General features: G+C 43.7%; 24 protein-coding genes, 1 tRNA gene and 1 other RNA gene. 5 read left to right on the top strand and 21 right to left on the bottom strand.

Annotation, left to right across the window (positions count from 1 at the left end; all coding sequences use genetic code 11):
* Window positions 1–123: 123 nt before the first annotated feature.
* From MKX75_RS01045 to MKX75_RS01015, 7 genes are all read right to left on the bottom strand, one after another.
* On the bottom strand, window positions 124–696 hold the full coding sequence (locus tag MKX75_RS01045; protein ID WP_076333478.1) for a zeta toxin family protein: 573 nt from the start codon (window positions 694–696) through the stop codon (window positions 124–126).
* Window positions 689–886, bottom strand: a complete 198-nt coding sequence (locus MKX75_RS01040; protein ID WP_339168031.1) for a hypothetical protein — start codon at window positions 884–886, stop codon at window positions 689–691. Before MKX75_RS01040 ends, MKX75_RS01045 begins: the two co-directional genes overlap by 8 nt.
* 646 nt (window positions 887–1,532) lie before the next feature.
* Window positions 1,533–2,372: a hypothetical protein gene (locus tag MKX75_RS01035; protein ID WP_339168030.1), complete on the bottom strand. Its 840-nt coding sequence runs from the start codon at window positions 2,370–2,372 to the stop codon at window positions 1,533–1,535.
* Window positions 2,373–2,691: 319 nt separating this feature from the next.
* Entirely contained in the window at window positions 2,692–2,985 is a 294-nt protein-coding gene (locus MKX75_RS01030) for a hypothetical protein (protein ID WP_339168028.1), read from the bottom strand.
* Window positions 2,986–2,987: 2 nt separating this feature from the next.
* Window positions 2,988–3,182 carry a hypothetical protein gene (locus tag MKX75_RS01025; RefSeq protein ID WP_339168026.1) on the bottom strand — a complete coding sequence of 65 codons (195 nt, stop codon included), beginning with the start codon at window positions 3,180–3,182 and terminating at the stop codon, window positions 2,988–2,990.
* 147 nt (window positions 3,183–3,329) lie between these two features.
* Entirely contained in the window at window positions 3,330–3,683 is a 354-nt protein-coding gene (locus MKX75_RS01020; protein ID WP_315936587.1) for a DUF1878 family protein, read from the bottom strand.
* Window positions 3,684–3,703: 20 nt separating this feature from the next.
* Window positions 3,704–4,195 carry a hypothetical protein gene (locus tag MKX75_RS01015; protein ID WP_339168022.1) on the bottom strand — a complete coding sequence of 164 codons (492 nt, stop codon included), beginning with the start codon at window positions 4,193–4,195 and terminating at the stop codon, window positions 3,704–3,706.
* Window positions 4,196–4,919: 724 nt separating this feature from the next.
* Here MKX75_RS01015 and MKX75_RS01010 point away from each other — a divergent pair.
* From MKX75_RS01010 to MKX75_RS01000, 3 genes are all read left to right on the top strand, one after another.
* On the top strand, window positions 4,920–5,183 hold the full coding sequence (locus tag MKX75_RS01010; RefSeq protein ID WP_339168020.1) for an AbrB family transcriptional regulator: 264 nt from the start codon (window positions 4,920–4,922) through the stop codon (window positions 5,181–5,183).
* A complete protein-coding gene (locus tag MKX75_RS01005; RefSeq protein ID WP_339168019.1) occupies window positions 5,180–5,584 on the top strand; it encodes a type II toxin-antitoxin system death-on-curing family toxin in 405 nt (134 codons plus the stop codon). Before MKX75_RS01010 ends, MKX75_RS01005 begins: the two co-directional genes overlap by 4 nt.
* Before the next feature lie 221 nt (window positions 5,585–5,805).
* A complete protein-coding gene (locus tag MKX75_RS01000; protein ID WP_339168018.1) occupies window positions 5,806–6,756 on the top strand; it encodes a hypothetical protein in 951 nt (316 codons plus the stop codon).
* A 98-nt stretch (window positions 6,757–6,854) separates the two neighbouring features.
* Here the strand turns inward: MKX75_RS01000 and ssrA are convergent.
* The 11 genes from ssrA to MKX75_RS00945 all read right to left on the bottom strand — a co-directional run bounded on the left by ssrA (window position 6,855) and on the right by MKX75_RS00945 (window position 19,680).
* Window positions 6,855–7,219: a transfer-messenger RNA gene (ssrA, locus tag MKX75_RS00995) on the bottom strand.
* A 587-nt stretch (window positions 7,220–7,806) separates the two neighbouring features.
* Window positions 7,807–8,289, bottom strand: coding sequence for an SsrA-binding protein SmpB (smpB, locus tag MKX75_RS00990; protein ID WP_062837738.1), 483 nt, complete (start codon window positions 8,287–8,289; stop codon window positions 7,807–7,809).
* A gap of 262 nt (window positions 8,290–8,551) precedes the next feature.
* Entirely contained in the window at window positions 8,552–11,350 is a 2,799-nt protein-coding gene (rnr, locus tag MKX75_RS00985; RefSeq protein ID WP_339168017.1) for a ribonuclease R, read from the bottom strand.
* 150 nt (window positions 11,351–11,500) lie between these two features.
* Window positions 11,501–11,650, bottom strand: a complete 150-nt coding sequence (locus MKX75_RS00980; protein ID WP_339168015.1) for a hypothetical protein — start codon at window positions 11,648–11,650, stop codon at window positions 11,501–11,503.
* Window positions 11,651–11,903: 253 nt separating this feature from the next.
* Entirely contained in the window at window positions 11,904–12,137 is a 234-nt protein-coding gene (secG, locus tag MKX75_RS00975; RefSeq protein WP_062837740.1) for a preprotein translocase subunit SecG, read from the bottom strand.
* A 212-nt stretch (window positions 12,138–12,349) separates the two neighbouring features.
* A complete protein-coding gene (gene eno / locus MKX75_RS00970; RefSeq protein WP_062837741.1) occupies window positions 12,350–13,636 on the bottom strand; it encodes a phosphopyruvate hydratase in 1,287 nt (428 codons plus the stop codon).
* A gap of 240 nt (window positions 13,637–13,876) precedes the next feature.
* Entirely contained in the window at window positions 13,877–15,421 is a 1,545-nt protein-coding gene (gene gpmI, locus MKX75_RS00965; protein WP_076333468.1) for a 2,3-bisphosphoglycerate-independent phosphoglycerate mutase, read from the bottom strand.
* Window position 15,422: 1 nt separating this feature from the next.
* On the bottom strand, window positions 15,423–16,175 hold the full coding sequence (gene tpiA / locus MKX75_RS00960) for a triose-phosphate isomerase (RefSeq protein WP_076333467.1): 753 nt from the start codon (window positions 16,173–16,175) through the stop codon (window positions 15,423–15,425).
* A 33-nt stretch (window positions 16,176–16,208) separates the two neighbouring features.
* Window positions 16,209–17,390, bottom strand: a complete 1,182-nt coding sequence (locus MKX75_RS00955) for a phosphoglycerate kinase (protein WP_310342101.1) — start codon at window positions 17,388–17,390, stop codon at window positions 16,209–16,211.
* 149 nt (window positions 17,391–17,539) lie between these two features.
* On the bottom strand, window positions 17,540–18,547 hold the full coding sequence (gene gap / locus MKX75_RS00950) for a type I glyceraldehyde-3-phosphate dehydrogenase (RefSeq protein WP_017691243.1): 1,008 nt from the start codon (window positions 18,545–18,547) through the stop codon (window positions 17,540–17,542).
* Window positions 18,548–18,654: 107 nt separating this feature from the next.
* Window positions 18,655–19,680: a sugar-binding domain-containing protein gene (locus MKX75_RS00945; RefSeq protein WP_062837745.1), complete on the bottom strand. Its 1,026-nt coding sequence runs from the start codon at window positions 19,678–19,680 to the stop codon at window positions 18,655–18,657.
* A gap of 426 nt (window positions 19,681–20,106) precedes the next feature.
* Here MKX75_RS00945 and MKX75_RS00940 point away from each other — a divergent pair.
* Window positions 20,107–20,181 (top strand) — tRNA-Arg (locus MKX75_RS00940).
* 176 nt (window positions 20,182–20,357) lie between these two features.
* The gene (clpP, locus tag MKX75_RS00935; RefSeq protein WP_017691245.1) at window positions 20,358–20,954 is read left to right on the top strand and encodes an ATP-dependent Clp endopeptidase proteolytic subunit ClpP; all 597 of its coding nucleotides are present in this window, start codon (window positions 20,358–20,360) and stop codon (window positions 20,952–20,954) included.
* A 170-nt stretch (window positions 20,955–21,124) separates the two neighbouring features.
* On the opposite strand, the gene MKX75_RS00930 is transcribed toward clpP, so the two are convergent.
* The 3 genes from MKX75_RS00930 to MKX75_RS00920 all read right to left on the bottom strand — a co-directional run bounded on the left by MKX75_RS00930 (window position 21,125) and on the right by MKX75_RS00920 (window position 23,789).
* Entirely contained in the window at window positions 21,125–22,222 is a 1,098-nt protein-coding gene (locus MKX75_RS00930; protein ID WP_339168014.1) for a DUF4163 domain-containing protein, read from the bottom strand.
* A 388-nt stretch (window positions 22,223–22,610) separates the two neighbouring features.
* Complete coding sequence (locus MKX75_RS00925) at window positions 22,611–23,363, bottom strand: SIMPL domain-containing protein (protein WP_339168012.1); 753 nt, start codon at window positions 23,361–23,363, stop codon at window positions 22,611–22,613.
* A 156-nt stretch (window positions 23,364–23,519) separates the two neighbouring features.
* Window positions 23,520–23,789 (bottom strand): HPr family phosphocarrier protein, encoded by a 270-nt coding sequence (locus tag MKX75_RS00920; RefSeq protein ID WP_017691248.1) that lies wholly within the window; start codon window positions 23,787–23,789, stop codon window positions 23,520–23,522.
* Between the last annotated feature and the right edge of the window lie 54 nt (window positions 23,790–23,843).

Here is a 23,843-nt window from a genome sequence, read left to right as displayed (position 1 = left end):
TGGAGTCACGTCATCTTTAAGCTACAAGTTGTGGATTTGAGGCGAAGGGAGTCGAACCCTGTCCGAAGATAACGACACATAAGCTTCTACGGGTGTATTCACCGTTTTGATGTCACCCAAGTATCAGTAATCCTTAAGAACAGGATTGGCCCAAGCAGGTATGGACTCAACACAATAGATCAAATCACTCTGTATGATTTCCGCAACAATTAAAGGCTCGTATGTATTATCAATAATGATAACCTGATCTGCGATAGCTAGAGCCGGTTTAAGGTTCTTCAATGACTCACCATATCGATAACGAATATCTTCTTCTGCAATCCAATGCCCACCTTGTTCAACACGTGAGGCTACACGATCTATATGCATTTGGACATCCTCAAGGCCGATATAGTATACAAAAATTTCGTAACTGTTTTCTTTTGCTATTTCCATATGTTTTAAAACAAATGATCCGGACAATGTCGTTTCAATAGCGAAGTTTACACCACTTTTAATCAGAGATCGGATTCTTTTCACAGCTTCCCTGCCAGCAGACAGGTCAGCACTGCGCGGATTCTCTGGCTTCAACTCTCTGGCAATCTGATCAGGATCAACCAGTTCACCAAGCCACTCTTTCATTTGCATGCTGAGTGTACTTTTCCCTGCTCCATTGGTTCCAGCAAACACAGTCATGACTGGTTTGGTTTCACTCATGATACTCAAACTCCTGCCGTTTTCCAGTAGCATCAAAAATAATTTCAAATTTATTGCCTTCAGCATCCTCACGAACGCGTTTGTTATTCTTTATATAATAGATAGAGGCACCTGATTCTTTAGCTTGTTTCCGTGCATATTGATTTGCTTTTTTCAAAATTTCTTGGAGCTGTTCTCGATTTTCAAACATCTGGAGTCCCCCAATCTAAATTTCTGTTTATTATATCATAAACTAAAAAACCACCAACCCAGAACGCTGGTTGATGGTTTCTTGACTCTAATGGAGGCAGGGGGCATCGCCCCCCATTTGGTACTTAATATTTGATAACTGCTGATTCGCCTTTATAATAGAAGAAAAATTTGCATCGCTCGGTAAAGAGATCTATATATAGAAGAACAAAAGAGACTGGTTAATTAATCCAGTCTCTTCTTAACAATTTTTATAATTAAAATAGATACATATATAACTAAAATCACAAACGTAACCAGCATAATTATCGGTCTAAATATGTTTACTGAATCTATCGCGTTTATGCAAATAATAGAGAGTATTAAGAATGCTATGTTCGATATATGGTGTTTTGTTGTATCTTTTTTTATCAACCGATAACTCACTAATATAACAATGTAAATATATAAACCCAAGCCTACAAAAACTGTCCAGTTAATAATCTCACGCCCCTTGTATTATTTATGCTATTAATAACAATAACTCCATAAACAAAATAAAGGAACCTCTTTACCAAAATAAAATGGAGTAGTAGGTTCCTTTATTGTCTTTAATTTGTATCAATTGCATGAAAAAATCTAAAGATCTGAATAATTACGTGTATTAGTTACATATGCGAGACAGCATAATAGGCATCTGCAACATCATCTTGAAGATCGCTAAAAGTATTGTAAAGGTCTACTGCAGCAAATCCAAGTGCGCCTCCAGCAGGTAAAAATGTAAGTACATTACCCATAGAGAAAAATGTAAGAGTAGCTGCGAACGAAAACGATGCCGCACTTACATAAGTGTCACGATAATTAGTTTCAGCGGAATCCATAGCTGCTTTAGCTTCATAGAAATAATTATTACTCTTCGTTATACTGGTTCTGGAAGCATTGCTTCCAGTAGGACCAACGTATACCCCATGATCAAATTTAAAAGATACACCACTATATGTACCAAAGGTATATCTAGTTCTATCACTGTTGCTGTAGTAATGGGAAATTGTAGGAGGGCCACCAGCGTCGCTAGAGTTTAATGCGAATGAAGTACCACCGAAACCAGGGCGGCTAAATGAGGTTGTAGGGAAATCATTTTCTGAAATCACTTCACCATTAACTTCAAGTTCATTTTCTTCATTAACAGAAAATGTTCTAACTTCGGTTGAATCTGCGAATTTTTCTGCATATGCCGGAATAGCTGCATATGCTTCTGTTAGTTCGTAATCCTTAGTCACAGTAGAGGTATACGAGGCTTTACCGTTTTCATCAGTTACTTGTTCTATAGTTGTGGTTTTGTTCAAACTACCAAGGAAATCTCCATCAACAGTATACAAATCTTTGCTGATCGAATTAGTTTGTATAGTGGGAGCTTTGGCACTTTCATCTGGCGAAGCATAAGCAGCAGAACTTCCTGTAACTATAAGTGCGGAAACAAGTAAAGATGATAACATTTTTTTAATCATAAAAACCCTCCTAATAAAGTATGTAATCTCATACATATTATGAACTGGGTTATTAAGGAAATAAAGGTTTTTTTCGGTTGTTCGAAAAGTAATCGCTGGAGGTCATGTGTTATGGCACTTATAGAGGTTTAAAATACATACGTTTTTTTATTTAGATATTCACCTACATGTGCCGCTAAAATAGCGATTCTTACTGTGAATATTTTCTTGTCCTCAGACAAATCTCAGTACACTTGCCAGCCGATTTGATCAGTCTAGAAATATACAAAAAAAGATGCTTCGTATGAATAAGAATGTGCCTGCCCATATAAACGCCTTCTTAATATTGGGTCCAGTAACTTAAATCATTCTGCTGTTCCAATGGTGTTGCCTTGGGAAGCTTAGGCTTTTCCGATTCACGTTCCCAGCCTTCCAGTATCACTATGTGGGCAGATTCAGACCTGTCCTCCCAATGTATGTATGCAGCAGTCACAAGAGAGTCCAAAGCAGCCATAACATCTGGCTTCCCCTTACCTGTCTTAACCGTAAGTTCATGGACCGTTGGTAATCGTCTGCGGCCGCTACTGTAATTAAACAAGATCCTTAGTACTTTCCGTTCGTAATCAGTCAACATGTTTATGCCCCCTGTGCTGTCGTCATGATCGGATGACATGCCAGTAAACCGGATTCCTTAAATGTCCGCGGCTGCCCTGACAATACTTTGACCATTCCGGATCGAATGCTTTTAACTTGGATACGACGCTTCGTTATCTTTCCGCTTTGATCCTCGTAAATGATTTCAACTAAACAACCCAAGTATTTCACTGGCATGTATATCCCTCCAATAAGAACGTTTGTTTGTATTATATGCGAATGTACGTTCGTTATTCAACATGAAAAAAGCTCCATCCGCAGATTTACTGCAAGATGAAGCTTTTCCAAAACCCTTCAAAGTCAAAATTCGTTGCTTTGATACGCTTATAAGTATTTTTGTAAAGATAGGTAAGGTGTCATTTTCACAGCATTTCGTAACAGTTCGATAACACCCTTAGTATGTGCTATTCTCGGATTTGGAGATAGAATTGGGACTAAGTCATCAACCAGTTCTTCCAATGTAGGAATTTTCACAGATGGATCTTTCTCGGCCGCAAGATTTGCTCGAACACATAATTTTAATACATTCTTAATTGAATTATACTGATCAACGTTTAGTTCATTTGCAATCACCCAATCCCACAATCGATATTCCTCGGGATCTACAGCAATTTGCCGCAGGAGCGTAACGTACAGTTCCAATCTTTCTACTTTCTCTTCTAGTGATTCGTTTGGCATAGTATTATATTACTCCTTTTTTATAAGAACAACATTACTACATTAGCAATTCTATTAGCCACTGAACTGCTAATAGATCCTTGAGCTACGCCCATAATAGCTTGTACAATAGCATTTTGAACTTGGTCTTCAACCGCGTCACCTAAAGAAGCTAAGAAATCCAATTCATTAGTAATATTCCAACTAGCTTCATCCCAGGCATCTTTCAATTTATCGCCAGGCAAGAGATCACGAATTGTATCCGAGTTATTCTTTACGAATTTAGACAATGCCTTAATTGCGGCTGATGCAACCTTTGCCTTACCTTGAATTTCAACATTATCGTTACCAGGTGCTGCATTGATAGTTTCATTTACAATAGGAGTTACAGTAGGCGTTGTAATAGTAGTTTCAATTTCAGTAATGATTTTTTCTTGTGGTAAACTTGAAGCAAAGGCACCGACCGATGTTCCTACCATCATAACACTAGATAATGCGAAGGCAACTCCAACTTTCCACGCTTTGTTCAACAAAAATATCACTCCTTAATTGGGATTTTGTTACATTTTGTATATTATATCGATCCACAAACTCTTTCAACCACATTTTGTAAATAATTGTGTATATATTGTTAATTTAGAAATAATGAACAAAATAAAACAAAAAAAGGACTTCACCAGTGTTATGACAGCAGTAATCCTCTACCGGTGCAGACAAGTATTATTAAGTGGTCCAGATCGTCAAACGTTTACTGGGGCGCAAGGCCACCGCTGAGCTTCAGACAAATAAGAGCCGGACACGCTGCTTGATAAAAATATATACGTAAACAAAACAGTCCTGATAATTATTACATCAATGAGCTGACAACCGAAGAAATAAAAGACATGATGGCAACTTGAAAGATAACTGGGTACTGATCGAACCTGAGACGCAAAAGCTACTTGTGCAATCCATGTTCCGTCAGATTGTAATAAAAAAAGAATCAGATCGGTGGAACATCATTCAGATGCTCACCGTCTGATTCTTTTTTTTCTTGGAGATTTTCTCTAAACGCCTTCAACATAGTACTTACTAATTAAGTACCATCTTGGAGGCGAGGGGAGTCGAACCCCTGTCCGAAGATAACGACACATAAGCTTCTACGGGTGTAGTCACAGTTTTGATGTCACCTGAACAGACGCCCGTATAGGTTGAATTCTACGTCTATAATTGTATAATTGTTATAACAGTTGAATATGATGATAAGGAGGAGCACATATGAAAAGGATGGTTGAGATGGAGCGAAAAGTATCCAAATTTGGTAACAGTCTAGGTATAACCATGACTGACGCTTTGAAGCAAATTGGATTGGATCAAGGTGATACAGTCAACATTGAGGTTAGTCCAGACTCAGGGGAAATTATTATTAAGAAGTCAACAAAAGTCTCTTTGCCTGTAGGAATTAGTCCAGACTTTATGAACGCTTTGACCGATGTCATCGAGGAATACGATCAAACACTTCAGGGACTCAAAGATAGATGACGCAAACTCGTTATTTATCTGTTCAGGAAGTAATAGCCATTAATGTAGCTATGATTCAACGTTACAGTCCAGGGGAACATATTGGCGTTAAAGAACCTGGATTGCTCGAATCGGCTGTTCACCGACCACAATCTACGGTATTTGGTAATGATGCTTATCCTACTATTTATGAAAAGGCTGCCGCTTTGTTCGAATCACTTGGTCAAAACCATCCTTTTCACAATGCAAATAAACGAACAGCATTTACAGCACTAGTTATATTTCTGCGTTACAATGGCTTGCATTTTAAAATGAATACCCAGAAAGCCGAAGACTTTACGGTGGATATGGTTAATCATCAATTCGACCGTGGACACGCCGCTGCAATCATTGAAGCCCACTCCCATCCGATAACAACATAAAAAGCAAAACACCATGTTTCTGCGGATGGTGTTCCTAGTGATGGGGGCGAACCGTGGCTGTGCAAAACTACAATTTGTCGCCACATGATGCTGAGAAATATGATGTGATAGCCTAGGTTATTAAAATAAATCTATTATTTTCAATTCCACACGACAATTTAAGGGATTTACCTCTATTGAAGTATAATTATGACACTAAATAACCTTTGGAGATGGCTACAGTGACCAAAACAAAAGGAAAAAGCATGGAGGAAGCAAGGCATTTAATCAAAGGCATAATAACATCTGAAGATGCAGAAATGGATAACCTGTTACGAACAAATTTAGAATGTAAGTATTGTAAATCGCCAATAACTTTTGTCAGGTCACATATTCGAAATGAGGTATATATCTCACATTTATTTCGTTTAAAGAACGGACATTCACACAATCTTGTAAATGGTAATCCCTGCGACTTTGAGGCTAATGTTCATCAAAACATTAAAAAACCTACAAGTAAAGTTCATGGGGTAGTTGCTAATAAAAACTTAAAGATTCGAATTAACATACCAATTGAACTAAAGTTTAACATTATGAAGGTTTTGTCTGAAGAATTCATACCCATAAAAGAAAAAGAAAAAGATAAATCCACTAGTTTAAGAAGTAACTACACTTCAAGTACCACAAAGCTATCGGATTATATTAACTCCGCAAAAGCAATTGCTAAAGTTGCTCATGAGTGGGATAAAGATAAATCAATAAATTTTATGGAGTTTAGTTTCTTTGGTGTTACAAGCAATTGGATGAACCTATATTTTGAAAACTGGGACAAGCTTTATAACAAATTTTCTTCACCAAAACCAAAAGACTTAATAGTGATGAGAGGGATTTTCAGTAGTGTTGATAAGATTGAAAAAGATAAGGATGGTTTCGATTGGTATGAAATCAACCTGAGAAAAACACCCATTACTCTCAGAACACAAGACAAAGTTAAGACATTCGCCCGACTAAGAGTATTTGCCCCAGTATTCAAAAATATTGTAAATGAACTGAATTCTGCAAAGAAAAGCAATAAAACAGTCGAATTATTCTTTTTTGGAATGATTGAACGCTCATCTAGCAAAGTCAGTAGTACTCAAACTATAAAGGGGATTGCTGTTCATAAGAAACAAATTCACTGCAACTTCCTTTAATAATCTACTTTAAAACTTCTTCGTACTCATCCACTCTCCTTTAAATGAATGATGTATTAAACGCAAAATCCACAACCAGATGCGGTTGTGGATTTGACTAATGGAGGCGAGGGGAGTCGAACCCCTGTCCGAAGATAACGACACATAAGCTTCTACGGGTGTAGTCACAGTTTTGATGTCACCCGAGTATCGCCCCGTAACCGGCTATACGTTGGGTCAGCCTGATTGTCTTCTTCAGCACACCCCAGGCGGAGATGTGACAGCGTATCCCACTACTTGTTAGCCCCTAATCCTGTCACATGGGCGATGCAGGTTAGAAGCACGCACACAGTTTCTTAGGCTGCGAAAGCGTAGTTTGTTTGTTGTTTGCCGTTTAATAGGCTTTAGCGTTGATGAAGCGGACGCGTCCCCACTACCCGCTACCCATGCTCGAACTATCCCCGTCGAATCCATAAACGCCCCCTCAATGAAGAAGGGCTCCAGGATTAATCCGTGAATACGGAGCAAAGGTGCTACACATCTTTTTCCTCCAAGGTAAAAAGATGCTTCTTTCAAACTCGGCATTCCTGTCTGCTACATGAATAATCATAACACAGGACACATCACCGAAATAGTACAGATTGCTGGAAGACATTCCAGCAGGCTGAGCATGTGTGCAAGGTTATCCAGTACAACAGGCTCAATCGTCTACATATTATACCGCGTCACCAATCGGAAGTAAAGTTTACCCAGATCCGATCACGAACAACTGTACCTAAGTATCTTACCCACTACCCTGACAAACTACGCAACAGCTGATAATTTAGATTCCTCACCGCACTTAGCTTCATACTCCTAGCAATTTACTTAATCACACACAACAAAAATCAGCCAACTTCATATTTCAGCTATTCACATCAAATCACCTTCCACACTACAAATAAAAAAAGCCTCAATCTTGCCCAATACAGGACAAACCTTGAGACTCCTTAACTCGTACAACACTCTTCCTAGCTCCATACGAGAACTAACTTACACCTAAGATGCAGCTTTCCACGCCCAACAATCCACTTAACGCGCAACCTTCTGCTTCTCGCGCATTGCCCGTTGAATATCACGTTGTGCATCCCGCTTGGCTGCAGTCTCACGTTTGTCGAACTGTTTCTTACCTTTACCCAGTCCGAGCAAAAGCTTCGCATAACCGTTGCGGATATAGATCTTCAAAGGCACAATGCTGTATCCGTCCTGTTTCGACAGCCCGAGCAGCTTGTGAATCTGCACTTTATGCATCAACAACTTGCGCGTACGAGTTGGATCGAGCGGATTATTTCGGTTCCCTTGTTCAAAAGGACTAATATGCATATTGTGAATATGAATCTCACCGTTCCGAATCGTGGCAAACGCATCACCAATATTCGCACGGCCGTTACGAAGAGATTTGATCTCCGTTCCGGTAAGCACCATGCCCGCTTCATACGTATCTTCAATGAAGTAGTCATGGGAAGCCTTTTTATTCTGTGCGAGCACTTTACTCTGTCCATCATTCTTGCCCATGTCCTCACTCCTTCTCCGTAAAATAAGCCGGTACCATGCTCTATAGCAGCGCACCCAATGTTGCACCAAGGTACCACGTGCCAGACCTTAATTGTAGCAAGTACGGCTGTTAAAATCAAGAAAGAGGCGACCTCTGCCGCCCCTCCTCATTACACCACTTTCAGACTGTGCGAAACAATACACCGGCTGAAGTTACTATTTCTCTAACGCTTAACTTGGAGGAACTAATTGCAGTCCAGCTCTCCAAGTGACTGTAGCCTTATTATTTTTTCTTTTTACGTACAAAAGCTGCCGTGCCGTTACCAGCTGCACCTTTGCTCTTCTTCCGCTTGCGTCGTGGTGCTCCGCCTTCCTGAGCGCCACCAGGAGTTGCATTCTCTCCAATAAATACACCGCTCGGCGAAGTGTTTTTGCGTCCACTTCCGCCTTTGCCACCTTTACCGCCGCCCTTGCCGGACTTAAAGCTTCCTTCACCGCGACCGCTGCCGCCGTTCAGACCACTTCCTTGTCCACCGGTTGAACTACTATCCGATCCACCCGATGTAGAGCTATATCCGCCTTTACCGGAGCCAAAACCAAAGCTCACCGCACCTTTGCCCCGGCCAGTCGATCCGCCAGCTTCACCAGTACGACGCTCACCTTTTGGTTTACCGCCGCCTTTACCTGCGTAGCCACCGGATGAGCCTGCGCTCGCGCCTGCACTCGCTGCTCCACCGCGACCGCCACGTCCACCTTTGCTGCTTTCTTCCGTTGATCTGCCACCACGACTGGCTCCAGCACCTGCCGAACTGCCTTTGCCGCCACGTGAACCGCTGAATCCACCTGGTCCACCCTTGGCACCGCCGCGTCCGCCACCACTTGCTGGGCGTCCACCTTTACCGCCACGTCCGCCACCGAAGCCGCCGCCAGGACGTTCACCGCGAGGTTTCATATCGACCATTTCAAAATCAATCGTATACTCTTCCATGCTTACACGTGCCACACGAATCTTCACTTCATCACCGATGCGGAAGACTTTCGAGGTACGTTCACCAATCAGAGCCATATGCTGATCGTCAAAATGGTAATAGTCGTCCGTGAGTGCACTCAAGCGAATTAGACCTTCAACCGTGTTCTCCAGTTCAATGAACATACCAAAGCTGGTCACACTGCTGATCATGCCTTCGAACTCTTCGCCTACTTTGTCGAGCATGTACTCGGCTTTTTTCATTTTCTCCGTATCCCGCTCAGCTTCTACCGCCACACGTTCACGTTCCGAAGACTGCTGCGCAATATCGGACATACGTGCTGCCAAATACTCCTGACGGTTCTCCGGCAATGCACCATTATTTTCAATGACTTCGCGAATCACCCGGTGAATGACGAGATCGGGATAACGACGAATTGGAGACGTAAAGTGACTATAGAATTCTGCCGCGAGGCCAAAGTGACCCGACATTTCGGAATCATACTTCGCCTGTTTCATGGAACGGAGCATCATCGTACTGATCACGGTTTGCTCTTTCGTTTCTTTGATATCTTCAAGCAATGATTGAAGTGCACGTGGATGAATCGCGTTGCCACGTCCTTTGACCTGGTGTCCGAAATTCGCCGCAAAGGCGAGGAAATTTTGCAGTTTTTCTTGATCCGGGTCTTCGTGCACACGATAAATGAACGGAACCTTCAACCAGTGGAAATGCTCTGCCACTGTTTCGTTCGCTGCCAACATGAACTCCTCAATGATTTGCTCTGCAATCGAGCGCTCACGTTTCACGATATCTACCGGTTTGCATTCTGCATCCACAATGATTTTGGATTCTTCAAAATCAAAGTCAACCGCACCACGGCGCATACGCATAGCACGAAGTTTCAAAGCAATCTCTTTCATCAGATGGAAATCGTCAACCAGATCCTTATAACGCTCGAGCAATTCGGGCTCTTCACCTTCAAGGATTTTGCGAACGTTGGAATACGTCATCCGCTCTTTAGTTTTAATTACACTCGTGAAAATGTCATGTTTCACAACCTTCATCTGGTCGTTAAACTCCATCTCACAAGACAAAGTCAAACGGTCTACCTGTGGGTTCAAACTACAAATCCCGTTGGACAGACGTTGTGGCAACATCGGAATAACCCGGTCTACCAAATACACACTGCATCCGCGGTTATAAGCTTCCTGATCCAGCTTGGAATTCTCCTGCACATAATAGCCAACGTCGGCAATATGAACACCCAGACGATAGTTCCCGTTAGGCAGCTTCTCTACGTTAACAGCGTCATCCAGATCCTTGGCATCTTCGCCATCAATCGTAACAATGTTAAGTCCACGCAGATCACGGCGCCCCTGTTGTACAATCTCTTGATCCGTGATGGAGTCTGGTGCTTTCTCCGCCTCTTCTACCACTTCATCCGGGAAAGCTTCAGGCAGCTGATGCTTGCGGATGACGGACAAAATATCAATACCCGGCTCATCCTTATGACCGAGAATCTCAATCACTTCACCCTCAGCTGCCGCACGGCCCTCCGGATAGCTGAGGATTTTGGCTACAACCTTCTGTCCATCAACCGCCCCAGCAAAATTCGTACGCGGGATGAAAATATCGCGATTAATCCGTTTGTCATCCGGAATGACGAAGCCGTACACCTCATGGCTCTGGAACACACCAACCACTTGTGTCACAGCACGAGTAACAATACGAACGATCTCACCCTCCAGGCGGCCGCCAGAAGGTCCTTGAGAAGTAACTTTAACCAATACGGTGTCACCATTCATCGCACTCTTCATATCATTGGCGTGAATGTACACATCAGGGTGCTCCCGATCCTCTGGAATAAGGAAAGCAAAACCTTTGGCGTGAGCTTGTAAACGTCCGCGTACCAAATCCATGCGCTCTGGCATGCCATAGCGATTGTTACGTGTCAGCAAAACTTTACCGGATTCCTCCAGCGTATTAAGCATAATCAAAAAGGCTTTGAAATCAGCTGCATCTTCGAGCCCGAAGTGCTGTTCCAACTCCTGATAAGTCATCGGTTTATAAGCGGTTTCCCGCATGAAGTCGAGCAATTGTTGTTCTGTTATCATTAATATATTCACCTCGGGAAACATAAAAGTGTAATCGGGTCTCATCTCTTTATGTATCGGAATCCATACCATTTTCATGCAGTACAATGTAACTGTCGTGAAGAGTGTAGTCGTGCAACCATACTATCTCATACCCTAGTATACACGAATTCAATCCGGCCCATCCGTACCTCGCAAAAAAACCACAGTTGCCGGGCGCTCCTCTAAAATCACGCTTTCACGTATCTCTACAGACATTTTATGCAATACACGTGCTGCACGCATCTGTAAAACGACCACATCCGAAAATTTTCTGTACACATGACATTCATTATAAGGAGTAAGTTCGCGTAACGAATAAGCGAGGACATACCATACATGATAGGGGTGTGTTGCCACTAAGGAAGGAAAACCGAACAGAAGTGAGAAGAAGACCGAAATCATGGAGTCAATAAATCGTTGGAAAAGTTTGGACGCGTAAGAATTTATTAAAAAACCCCCGTTTCTCCACGAAACGAAGGTTCATCAATGAAGCCATTGGCTTAAGCTATTCATTGCTCAGCAGTTCCAAGTCTTACTTGGAAACAACCGTAACAATAATAGACAAAATCATAAATCCTGCACCCAGTACCACCGTTGCACGTTGCAGGAAGAGATCCAATCCGCGCGCTTTCGTTTTACCGAAAAGATGTTCCGCACCACCGGAGATGGCACCCGCCAAACCAGCGCTTTTTCCGTGCTGCAGCAATACTACAGTGATTAGACCGATCGAGAAGACAACGAGCAGCAATTTCAAAGCAATATCCATTCTTTCCACCTCCTACCCATGTGGGCATAACATCTCACCATAAAAACAGTTACTTTAATTGTAACATAGCTATTGTTGTGATACAAGTAGTGCAGTTCATACAATGCCCTAAATTTCACCATCTACGTAATCTGCACGATATACCACTATTCTGTTTCAATAAAAAAGACAAGCCGGTTACCCGGCTTGCCCGTAAAAGCTGGATATCCAGCTTATTTTTTAAGGTTGTAGAATCCTTTAAGACCATTGTATTGAGCCAGTTCACCCAGTTGATCCTCAATGCGGAGCAATTGGTTGTACTTCGCGATACGGTCTGTACGGGAAGGAGCACCCGTTTTGATTTGACCAGCGTTAGTTGCAACAGCGATGTCAGCGATTGTGCTGTCTTCGGACTCACCGGAACGGTGGGAGATTACAGCTGTGTATCCTGCACGTTTAGCCATTTCGATTGCATCGAATGTTTCAGTCAATGTACCGATTTGGTTAACTTTGATCAGGATGGAGTTACCGATACCTTCGTCGATACCTCTACCCAGACGCTCAGTGTTCGTTACGAACAGGTCATCACCAACGAGTTGTACTTTGTCTCCCAATTTCTCAGTGAGCAATTTCCAACCATCCCAGTCATCTTCGGACATACCGTCTTCGATTGTGATGATTGGGTATTTCTCAACCCATGAAGCCAGAAGGTCAACATACTCAGCGGAAGTGTAAGATTTACCTTCGCCAGCAAGTGTGTACTTACCATCTTTGTAGAACTCAGTGGAAGCAACGTCCATACCCAGGAATACGTCAACGCCTGGTTTGTAACCTGCTTTTTCAATAGCTTCGATGATTGTAGTGATTGCTTCTTCGTTCGAACCAAGGTTCGGTGCGAAACCACCTTCGTCACCTACAGCTGTGTTCAAGCCTTTGGAGCTCAATACGGATTTCAGGTTGTGGAAGATTTCCGCACCTACGCGAAGAGCTTCTTTGAAGCTTGGTGCTCCAACTGGAAGAACCATGAACTCTTGAACGTCGATGTTGTTGTCAGCATGCTCACCACCGTTGATGATGTTCATCATTGGTACTGGCAGTGCTTTAGCGTTGAATCCGCCCAGGTAAACGTACAATGGCAGGTCCAGAGCGTCAGCAGCTGCGCGAGCTACTGCCATGGATACAGCCAAGATTGCGTTAGCACCCAGTTTACCTTTGTTTGGCGTACCATCCAAAGTAATCATCAATTTGTCGATTCCCAGTTGATCCAATGCATCCATACCGATAACTTCTGGAGCGATTGTTTCGTTTACGTTTTTAACAGCTTGCAGAACGCCTTTACCGAGGTAACGGGATTTGTCGCCATCGCGAAGCTCAACTGCTTCGTGGGCACCAGTGGATGCACCGGATGGAACGATTGCGCGTCCGATTGCGCCGGACTCCAGGTATACTTCAACTTCTACTGTAGGGTTACCGCGGGAGTCGAGGACTTCGCGAGCGTACACGTCAGAAATAATAGTCATTTGTGATAATCTCCTTTAAATTTAAATTTATTAAAAATTAGGACCACTTGTGTTTTCCCTTTTCCACTACGTTAGCAGAATCGTCTTCCGATCTCTGTTATCCCCTGATTTCTTTGAACTTATCGTCATAAGTTGGAATCATGTGATAAAGGCGAACGCTCCGCTTCTTCAGACTATTTCTGCTGCCTTCGTTCCGGGTAAACTCCAAACTTCCCAATTTCATATATGTTGTTGCGTAACTTATTTACGGGTAGCGATAACAGATGTTCCTGTCATTTCTTCCGGTTTAGGCAATTGCATCAGGTCAAGGATCGTTGGCGCGATATCCGCCAGGATTCCGCCTTCACGCAGGGTTACATTTGCATCGGTAACGATGAATGGAACCGGGTTCGTTGTATGAGCTGTGAACGGACGTCCTTGCTCATCGAACACCATATCCGCGTTACCATGATCCGCAGTGATCAGTACAACGCCGCCTTTGGCAAGTACTGCATCCACAACACGTCCCATGCACTCATCTGTTACTTCAACCGCTTTGATGGTAGGCTCCAGCATGCCGGAGTGTCCAACCATGTCAGGGTTAGCAAAGTTCAGAATGATGGCGTCATGTTTGTCTGCTTCGATCTCGCGAACACATGCATCAGCCACTTCATACGCGCTCATCTCCGGTTGCAGGTCATACGTTGCAACTTTTGGTGAGTTGATCAGTACGCGAGTTTCACCCGGAAGCTCCACATCACGACCGCCGCTGAAGAAGAAGGTAACGTGCGGGTATTTCTCAGTTTCTGCAATACGCAGTTGTTTTTTATTGTTCTGTACCAGAACTTCACCCAGCGTGTTGTCGAGGTTCTTCGGCGAATAAGCCACATAACCTTCAACCGTCTCACTGAACAAAGTTAAGCATACAAAGTGCAAGCCCACAGGGAACTTCGGACCACGATCGAAACCGCGGAAATCCTGGTTCGTGAATACTTGCGACAACTGGATCGCACGGTCAGGACGGAAGTTAAGGAAGATAACGGAATCGCCGCTCTCTACCAAACCTACCGGCTCACCATCCGCTTTGACGATAACCGTTGGTTCAACGAATTCATCAAATACGGATTTCTCATACGATTCTTCAACCGCTTTGAGTGGGTCAGTGTATTTCGGTCCATCTCCATAAACGATGGCGCGGTATGATTTCTCAACCCGTTCCCAACGTTTGTCACGGTCCATCGCGTAATAGCGACCTTGAACCGTTGCGATTTTACCTACACCAACTTCTTCAATCTTGGCGATCAGTTTCTGCATGAAGTCTTTACCACTGTCTGGCATAACATCACGGCCATCCATGAAGGCATGAATATATACATCGTTCATTCCTTCTTTTTTAGCCAGATCCAGCATAGCAAACAGGTGGTCGATGTGACTATGTACGCCGCCATCGGACAACAAGCCGTAGAGATGAAGCTTTTTGCCGCTTTGTTTCGCTTCGCGAACAGCTTTGACAAGTGTTTCATTGTCGTAGAACTCGCCGTCACGAATGGATTTGGAGATACGGGTCAAATCCTGGTATACGATCCGGCCGGCACCAATGTTCAGGTGACCTACCTCGGAATTTCCCATTTGCCCTTCTGGCAAACCTACAGCTTCACCGCAAGCAGTGAGTGTTGTGTGTGGGAATTGGCTCATGAAACGGTCGTAGTTCGGTTTCTTGGCTTGCGCGACCGCATTGCCTTCCACCGTGTTACGCAGACCAAAGCCATCCATGATGATCAGTGCTACAGGTTTTGGAGCTGTCATCTTACTTCGCCCCCTCAACAAGCGCGATGAACGAAGCCGGCTGCAAGCTGGCACCGCCAACAAGCGCGCCGTCGATGTCGCTTTGTCCGAGGTATTCTGTTACGTTCTCCGGTTTAACACTGCCGCCGTATTGAATACGAACTGCATTAGCTACCGTCTCGTTGTACAGATCCTTCACCAGCGTACGGATGTAAGCAATAACTTCATTCGCATCTTGGGAAGTGGAGGATTTGCCTGTACCAATCGCCCAGATTGGCTCATAAGCGATAACGACTTGTGCCGCTTGCTCAGCAGACAGACCTTCAAAAGCAGCTACTGTTTGCACTTTGCATACGTCTTTTGTTTGGTTCGCTTCACGCTCTTCAAGCGTCTCACCAAGGCAGAAGATTGGAGTCAATCCGTGACGGAATGCTGCATGCAACTTTTTATTGACAGTCTCATCGGTTTCCGCAAAATATTGACGGCGCTCCGAGTGACCAATAATGACATAATCCACACCCAGGTCTTTCAGCATCACGCCGCTGATTTCACCTGTGAATGCACCGTTGTCTTCAAAATGAAGATTTTGTGCACCAATTTTGATGTTTGTGCCTTTAACGGCTTCTACCAGGGATGGCAGATTTGTAAACGGTGCGCAGATTACAGTCTCCACGCCTTCAACTTCCGCTTTTCCTTTAACTTCCTGAATGAAGTCATTGGATTCGGAAACCGTTTTGAACATTTTCCAGTTACCTGCGATAATCGGTGTTCTCATGGGTTTCAACTCCTTCATGCTATAGACTAAAACTTACTTGTCGTTCAATGCCACTACGCCTGGAAGTACTTTACCTTCCATGAACTCGAGGGATGCACCGCCACCTGTAGAGATGTGGTTCATTTTGTCAGCCAATTTGAACTTCTCAGCTGCTGCTGCGGAGTCACCGCCACCAATTACAGTGTAAGCTTCTGTCTCTGCGCAAGCTTCCGCTACTGCACGAGTACCGTGAGAGAATGGCTCGATTTCAAATACGCCCATTGGTCCGTTCCATACAACCAATTTGGAGTTTTTGATTACGTCAGCATAGATCTCACGTGTTTTAGGACCGATGTCGATACCTTCCCAATCTGCTGGGATGCCGTCGATGTCAACGATTTGCGTGTTAGCTTTTGCACTGAAATCGTCAGACACTACGATATCTACCGGCAGGTAGAAGTTCTTGCCCAGTTTTTTCGCTTTTTCGATGAAACCGAGAGCAACATCAAGTTTGGATTCATCCAGCAAGGATTGTCCAATTTCATGTCCTTGTGCTTTGAAGAACGTGTAAGTCAGACCGCCACCGATGATCACGTTATCTGCAATGTTCAGCAGGTTGTCGATTACATCGATTTTGTCCTTAACTTTGGATCCGCCGATGATGGCTGTGAAAGGACGCTCAGGGTTGGAGATTGCTTTACCCAACACTTCAAGTTCTTTCTCCATCAACAAACCGGACACTGCTGGAAGCAAGTGAGCGATTCCTTCAGTCGAAGCGTGTGCTCTGTGAGCCGCGCCAAACGCATCGTTAACGAAAACGTCAGCCAGTTCAGCGAATTGTTTTGCGAGTTCTGGATCATTTTTCTCTTCGCCTGCGTGGAAACGAACGTTTTCAAGCAACAATACGTCGCCGTTGTTCAGTTCAGCGATTTGAGCTTTAACAGCGTCACCAACAGAATCGTCAGCTTTAACAACTGTTTTACCAAGCAATTCAGACAAACGCTCAGCTGCTGGAGTCAAACGCAAGGATTCAACCACTTCGCCGTTAGGACGACCCATGTGGCTTGCCAAAATGACTTTAGCACCTTTTTCAATCAAGAAGTTGATTGTAGGAAGCGTTGCACGAATACGTTTGTCATCTGTAATTTTACCATCTTCGAGCGGCACATTGAAATCTACACGGACAAAAGCCCGTTTTCCTGTCAATTCGATATCGCGTACACTTTTTTTGTTCATCTGTATTTCCTCCGCACCCATGTATTTGGTGGACCAATCAAGAGCTGAAATCCCTTGTCAATCCTGGTGTTTTTGAGAAATTTGCAAAATGTAGATATATAAAGAGCGGAAACAATAGCATCTGTTTCCGCTCTATGTTATTGCAGATATTACTTAATCATTTTTGCAAAGTGCTCCAAAGTGCGAACCAATTGTGCAGTGTAGGACATTTCGTTGTCATACCAAGCTACAGTTTTAACCAATTGTTGGTCGCCAACAGTCAGAACTTTAGTTTGAGTTGCATCAAACAGGGAACCGAAAGTGATTCCTTGGATATCGGAAGATACGATTTCGTCTTCAGTGTATCCGAAAGTTTCTGGATCGGAAGCTTCTTGCATAGCTGCATTAACTTCTTCAGCCGTTACTTTTTTGTTCAGAACAGTTACGAGCTCAGTCAGGGAACCAGTAGCTACTGGTACACGTTGAGCTGCACCATCAAGGATGCCTTGCAGTTCTGGAATTACCAGACCGATTGCTTTAGCAGCACCAGTTGTGTTAGGGATGATGTTTTCAGCTGCTGCGCGAGCACGACGGAAGTCACCTTTAGGGTGTGGAGCATCCAACGTGTTTTGGTCGCCAGTGTAAGCGTGAATTGTAGTCATCAAACCTTGAACGATTCCGAATTTGTCTTGCAGTGTTTTTGCCATAGGTGCCAGGCAGTTTGTTGTGCAAGATGCGCCGGAGATTACAGTTTCAGTACCGTCGAGGATTTCATGGTTTACGTTGTAAACGATGGTTTTCATGTCGCCAGTAGCTGGTGCGGAGATAACAACTTTCTTAGCTCCACCTTTCAAGTGTTTCTCAGCTGCTTCTTTAGTTGTGAAGAAACCAGTACATTCCAGAACGATATCTACGCCCAGGTCGCCCCAAGGAAGTTCTTCTGGGTTACGGTTAGCCAATACCTTAACTTCTTTGCCGTTCACTTTGAAGAAGCCATCGTGTACTTCAACATCGCCATCGAAGCGACCTTGAGTTGTATCATATTTGAGCAAATGAGCCAGCATTTTAGCGTCAGTCAAGTCGTTGATTGCTACTACCTCGATGCCTGCTACATTTTGAATACGGCGGAATGCCAAGCGTCCAATACGTCCAAAACCGTTAATACCTACTTTAATCATGAGTAAGTTCCTCCCAAGTTTTGATTAATTTTTTTATGAAACTTATATATTCAAGACAGACGGTGAAGTCCGTCAAGACAACAATGGTTGTAATGAAAAGTAAACTCTTATTCCATTTCGGCTACGATGACTTCGGCAGCAGCCTCATCAATAATCAGAATATCTTCCTGACCAAATCGCAACACGGAGTGAATGGCAGCAGCTTTGCTTTTGCCACCTGCAATTCCGATCACGACATCGGTTCGTTCAATATCCTGAAGTCGCATTCCCAGTGTAAGCATGGTATGTACCACCTCACCCTGATCATTAAAGTAATAACCGAAAGACTCAGATACGGCCCCTTGCTCTTGGAGTTCATCTATAATCTCCGTCGCAAGTTTACGTCTTGTCGCCATCTCCACGGCATCACCAATTCCATGAATAACAATCCGCGATTTCCGAATCAGCTCCAGAATTTCCTGAACACTGGGGTCTTGGATTAATGATTCATAGGCATGATCACTAAGCAAATCCGGTACATGCAGGAGTTTGTATTGCGCTCCTACCCGTTTTGCCATTGTGGATGCGATCGTATTCGCCTGAATTTCAAGGCTTTCTCCAAGTCCACCGCGTGCTGGTACGAACCAGACACCTTTGAGCGATGTTGGCGGAGTCAGCTGCTCTGCGACTTCGGCCGTTGTTGATCCGCCAGTTACGGCGACAACGTCGTTGTCACTCATGATATTGCCGAGAGCCTTCGCTCCGGCTCTGCCCAGTTCCCTTTTGGCAAATGGAGAAACATCCGAATCGCCAGGAACCACAACTACCTTTTGCAGACCGTAGGCTTGCTTGATGCGCTCTTCCAGCTCGGATAATCCGAACAACTCTTTGGCAACGGGCTCTAACTGCTGCAGCAAATCATACCCTGCCTCGCTGATCTTCATTCCTGCACTGTCAATTTCGATAAGTCCCTGAGCCTTTAACAGATCGGTCTCAGCCCTCAGAACCCGCTCGGTCATCTGCATGGAATTAGCTAACGTTCTCCGTCCGATCACATCCGATAACATGATCTGTTGCAGAATCGTATACCTCTTTTTCAAGATATCCATGAGATCAGGCAGAAGCTGCTTTTGTACTTCTAAAATCGTTCGCATGCTTTCCACTCCCGCAAGTTCTCGTTCCAAGCTCTCTTTCGTGGCCCTAAAACGTCCCGGGTTAACTTTTTAAGTCCCACGTCTATTCTACCTAAAACTGACGTGACATGCAAGTGTTTCAACGTCTTATTTCGACACGCTTCCAGCGTTTGTACGCGCCTATTTTCACAATCCTAGACTTCCATGATCAAGGACTAGCTCACGCATACCATATATAGAAGAAACAAATTATTTTCGTCTACATATCGCTCAGAAACACATTTCACACGGCATGTCCAAAACCTCTAATAGCATTTACTTAAATGCACTCTTTATCCACTCTTCTTCATCATGATCATTTTTAACTCAATCCAAACCAATACCACAACGAACTGCTTGCAATTAAATATTTCATGAGCTATAATCATTATTGCTGTCACATAATGTGCGCCCGTGGTCCAATGGATATGACGTAGGCCTCCGAAGCCTGAGATCCAAGTTCGATTCTTGGCGGGCGCGCCATTTTTATCTAACAGCTCATAACCCATTTAACCAATGAAACCGGAAAGGTTTCTTTTTTTTGCAAGTTAGTTTGACTTTCTTTGACTTTTTGTTTGGAATTGTTTATTATGTGGGTAATACGGTAACAGTTTAAGTATAAACACCAATAACATTTACATTCCGAGGAGGTTTTTCACGTGAGTTTTATTCCAATGGTCGTTGAACAGAGCAACCGAGGTGAGCGCGCCTACGACATCTACTCCAGATTGCTGAAGGATCGTATTATTTTCCTTGGTAGCGATGTTAATGACGTAGTGGCTAATGCCATTATGGCACAGATGTTGTTCCTGGCTGCGGAAGATCCGGAGAAAGACATTCACTTATACATCAACAGCCCAGGCGGATCGATTACAGCCGGTATGGCGATTTACGATACAATGCAATTCATCAAACCGGATGTATCTACCATCTGTGTAGGTATGGCCGCTTCCATGGGTGCATTCTTGCTGAATGCCGGTGCGAAAGGGAAACGTTTTGCGTTGCCTAACAGTGAAATCATGATTCACCAACCACTTGGTGGTGCTCAAGGTCAAGCTTCGGACATCGAAATTCGTGCTCGCCGCATCCTGAAAATGCGTGATACCTTGAACCGCATCATCTCTGAGCGTTCAGGTCAACCGCTGGAGCGGATCGAGAAAGACACAGATCGTGACTATTTCATGAGTGCTGCTGAAGCTGCCGATTACGGTATCATTGATAAAGTTATCGAAAACGTAGGTTCCCAAGGCATCTAAGTGTGACGTAGACCACGGTCTACGCGTTAACATAATCAACACCTAACGTAATCAGCAACATATAATTATGTTGTCTATAAGAGAAGAAGCCCTCATCATGATCACATGATAGGGGCTTCTTTTTTTCATTTTATAAGAAAGATAACTTAAGAGTGCACGATGATCATTCTTTACTTGGTTCCCGTTACATTGCTAAAAGGTTCTGTGCCTTTAGGAAGAAGCTCTTTATACGTAAATGGCATTTCAGGGAATCCCTCTGCGTACGCTGTATACTCATACAGCTGGAAGAACACGACCACCCCTGTTGGTGTCACATAGAAATCCTGATCTTTATTTAACTCTTTGTAACCTTCGAGGTATCCACCGCGGGCTTTCAGCTGTTCACCGACTTTTTTACCCACCGTCTCGCGCATGGTTTTGTTGTTTTGCAGCACATCATCTAACGTAAGCTCCTTACCTGTGTCCAGCGCAAAGGTGTGGCCTGTACGGGTTGTCATACCATGAGCGCCAGCATAATCCTCGTAACGTTGTGTAATGAGTCCCAGCACGCCTCTTTCATTGTAGGTCACCACATAAGAGCTCTCAAATGCATATGGGCGGTTGGCGGTTGCGCCACCGAACTCAGATGTCTGTTTCTTGAAGTCAGCTACATATGCATCCACTTCGTCTTTAAGCACTTTATTGATTGCCGCTTCAGCTTCCTTGCTGGCAAGTCCACTCACCTGCGGATATTGAACATCAACTTCAGCATTTTTCACAGTGACATTAACGGTTGCCGCTTTAACTTTCACGCTATTTTGTTTCACCTTGCTGAGTGTCAACGTTTTGGTTTTGCCATCCCAGTTCCCCTGCACACCCAGATAATCTCTCATCGCCGAGAATGGGATATATAGTCTGCCGTTGATCAGCTTGGCGTCCACTTGAGGATAATAGTTGTTAATTCGAACACTCGGCTGGCCGTCCAAAAGGCTGATGGTCAGCGTGTTATTGGCTGCTGTCAGAGCATACTCTTTGGTTTTCGCATCATATTTCAAGGTTCCACCTGCCACATCTTTAACTGCCGTAAGAGAGACCCAAGTTGAGCCACCTTGAAGAAGTCCTTTTTGAGTCAGTGTTTTCCCACCCGATTTCAGGGTCACCTCAGCCGGGGTTGTCACTTTGGAGGATACAGAAGCCGCTTGTACCGAACTATCTTGCCACACTGCACCGCTCCCCACAATAATTCCTGCTGCCAGCAACGCACTTGTCCATTTTTTCCATGATGTCATATATAAAACTCCTCTCTGAATTTACAATTAGGGATCATTGCGTATGTAATCCTGAACTGATCGCATATCTCATACGCTCACCTCTTTATTATAATTAACCCAATTTCGGAAAGGTTTACAGCTCGAGTTACAATGTTGATGATTATCGGAGGGAAAATATAACGGGATATGACCTTTTTGTCACGAACAACTATACAAAAAAGATACCAAAAAACAGCATTTCATTTATTTTCAAAAGGGTATCATCCCTTCTAACTTCATTAAAGTTTGATTTTACAACAAAAAAAGACCCTGTCCTGAGGACAAAGTCTTTGTCATTATTTCTTTATACCCCTTCAAATGACACTTGAAAGGTTAATTTAGCTTACAATCCTTATTTCACTCTTGTTTATTTCATTTCATACGTGATATTCAAGATTGTGCTTACTTTAACCTGGCCTGTTTCAATCTCAGTGCTACCTGCTGTATCTAGTGCTTTGGACATCAAAGCCTCACTTGCATAGAATACAGGCACATTGGCATCGCCTTGGCTCACGGAAAGAACAGCACCCAGTTGACGTTTAACCGCTTTTGCAATGGCGCCAGCTTTCACATCTGCATTGGCAACAGCCTTCTCAATCACTTGGGACTCATAACTTTCCGGATTTTCTACAGTAAAGCGCACGTTCTCAATGTTGTTGGCACCTGCTTGTGAAGCAGCATCGAGCAGCTCACCGATTTTGTCCATTTCACGATATGTGACCGTCAGCGTATGATGTGCTGTGTATCCTTTAATTTGTTGTCCGTCTTTTTCGCTATAAGTATAGTTCGGTTGTACAGAGAACTGACTGGTTTGAATGTCATCTGCACTGATCTTCCACGTATTCTTCAGCAAGTTGGATACCTTTTGAACTTTGGCAGCATTTGCTTTTTGGGCAGATGCAGCTGTCTCTGCAGTACTGTTCACGCCAATGGACAGGTAAGCAATATCCGGCTTCACCTGAATCTCACCTTTACCCACGACATTAATCACATTCTGTTGTACGCCCTGAACCTCTGCAGCGTAAGCATAGTTACCTGGTGCAACCCATGCTGTTCCTCCAACAAGCAACGTACTTGCCACCAGCACCGCACCAAACGGTTTCATCCATTGTTTACCCATCACGATAGCCCCCTTATGTGTTAACATCTCAAACTTTAAAGCATTTGATACCTTAACAGACGGGACAAATTCCATAATGTTGCACTTGACGATAGCGAAAACAATAAAAACGCAAAAAAGCCCCTTTCGGGACTTCTTCATTGAAAGAATCATATCTTATTGGTTTTCAAGCTCTTCCTTGCTTACCAGACTAACTAAAGCGTTTACAGCCTGTTCGGCATCCGCGCCTTCTGCACTAATCTGGATTTCCGTACCTGTGCTGATCGCAAGGCTCATGATCCCCATGATACTTTTTGCATTAACTTTTTTGTCGTCCTTCTCGACGAACACTTCAGATGAGTACTTATTCGCCTCTTGAACGAACAGTGCCGCAGGTCTGGCATGGAGACCCGTTTTCAAACGGACAACTACCGGGTGCTTTGTCATGGAAACTTACCCCCTATTATGAAATCTGGACATTAAATACACAATTATATTTAT

Source organism: Paenibacillus sp. FSL R5-0341, assembly GCF_037975235.1.
Classification (GTDB): domain Bacteria; phylum Bacillota; class Bacilli; order Paenibacillales; family Paenibacillaceae; genus Paenibacillus; species Paenibacillus amylolyticus_A.
The sequence above is the reverse complement of the archived record's forward strand: the minus strand, read 5'-3'. Positions and strand labels throughout refer to the sequence as shown.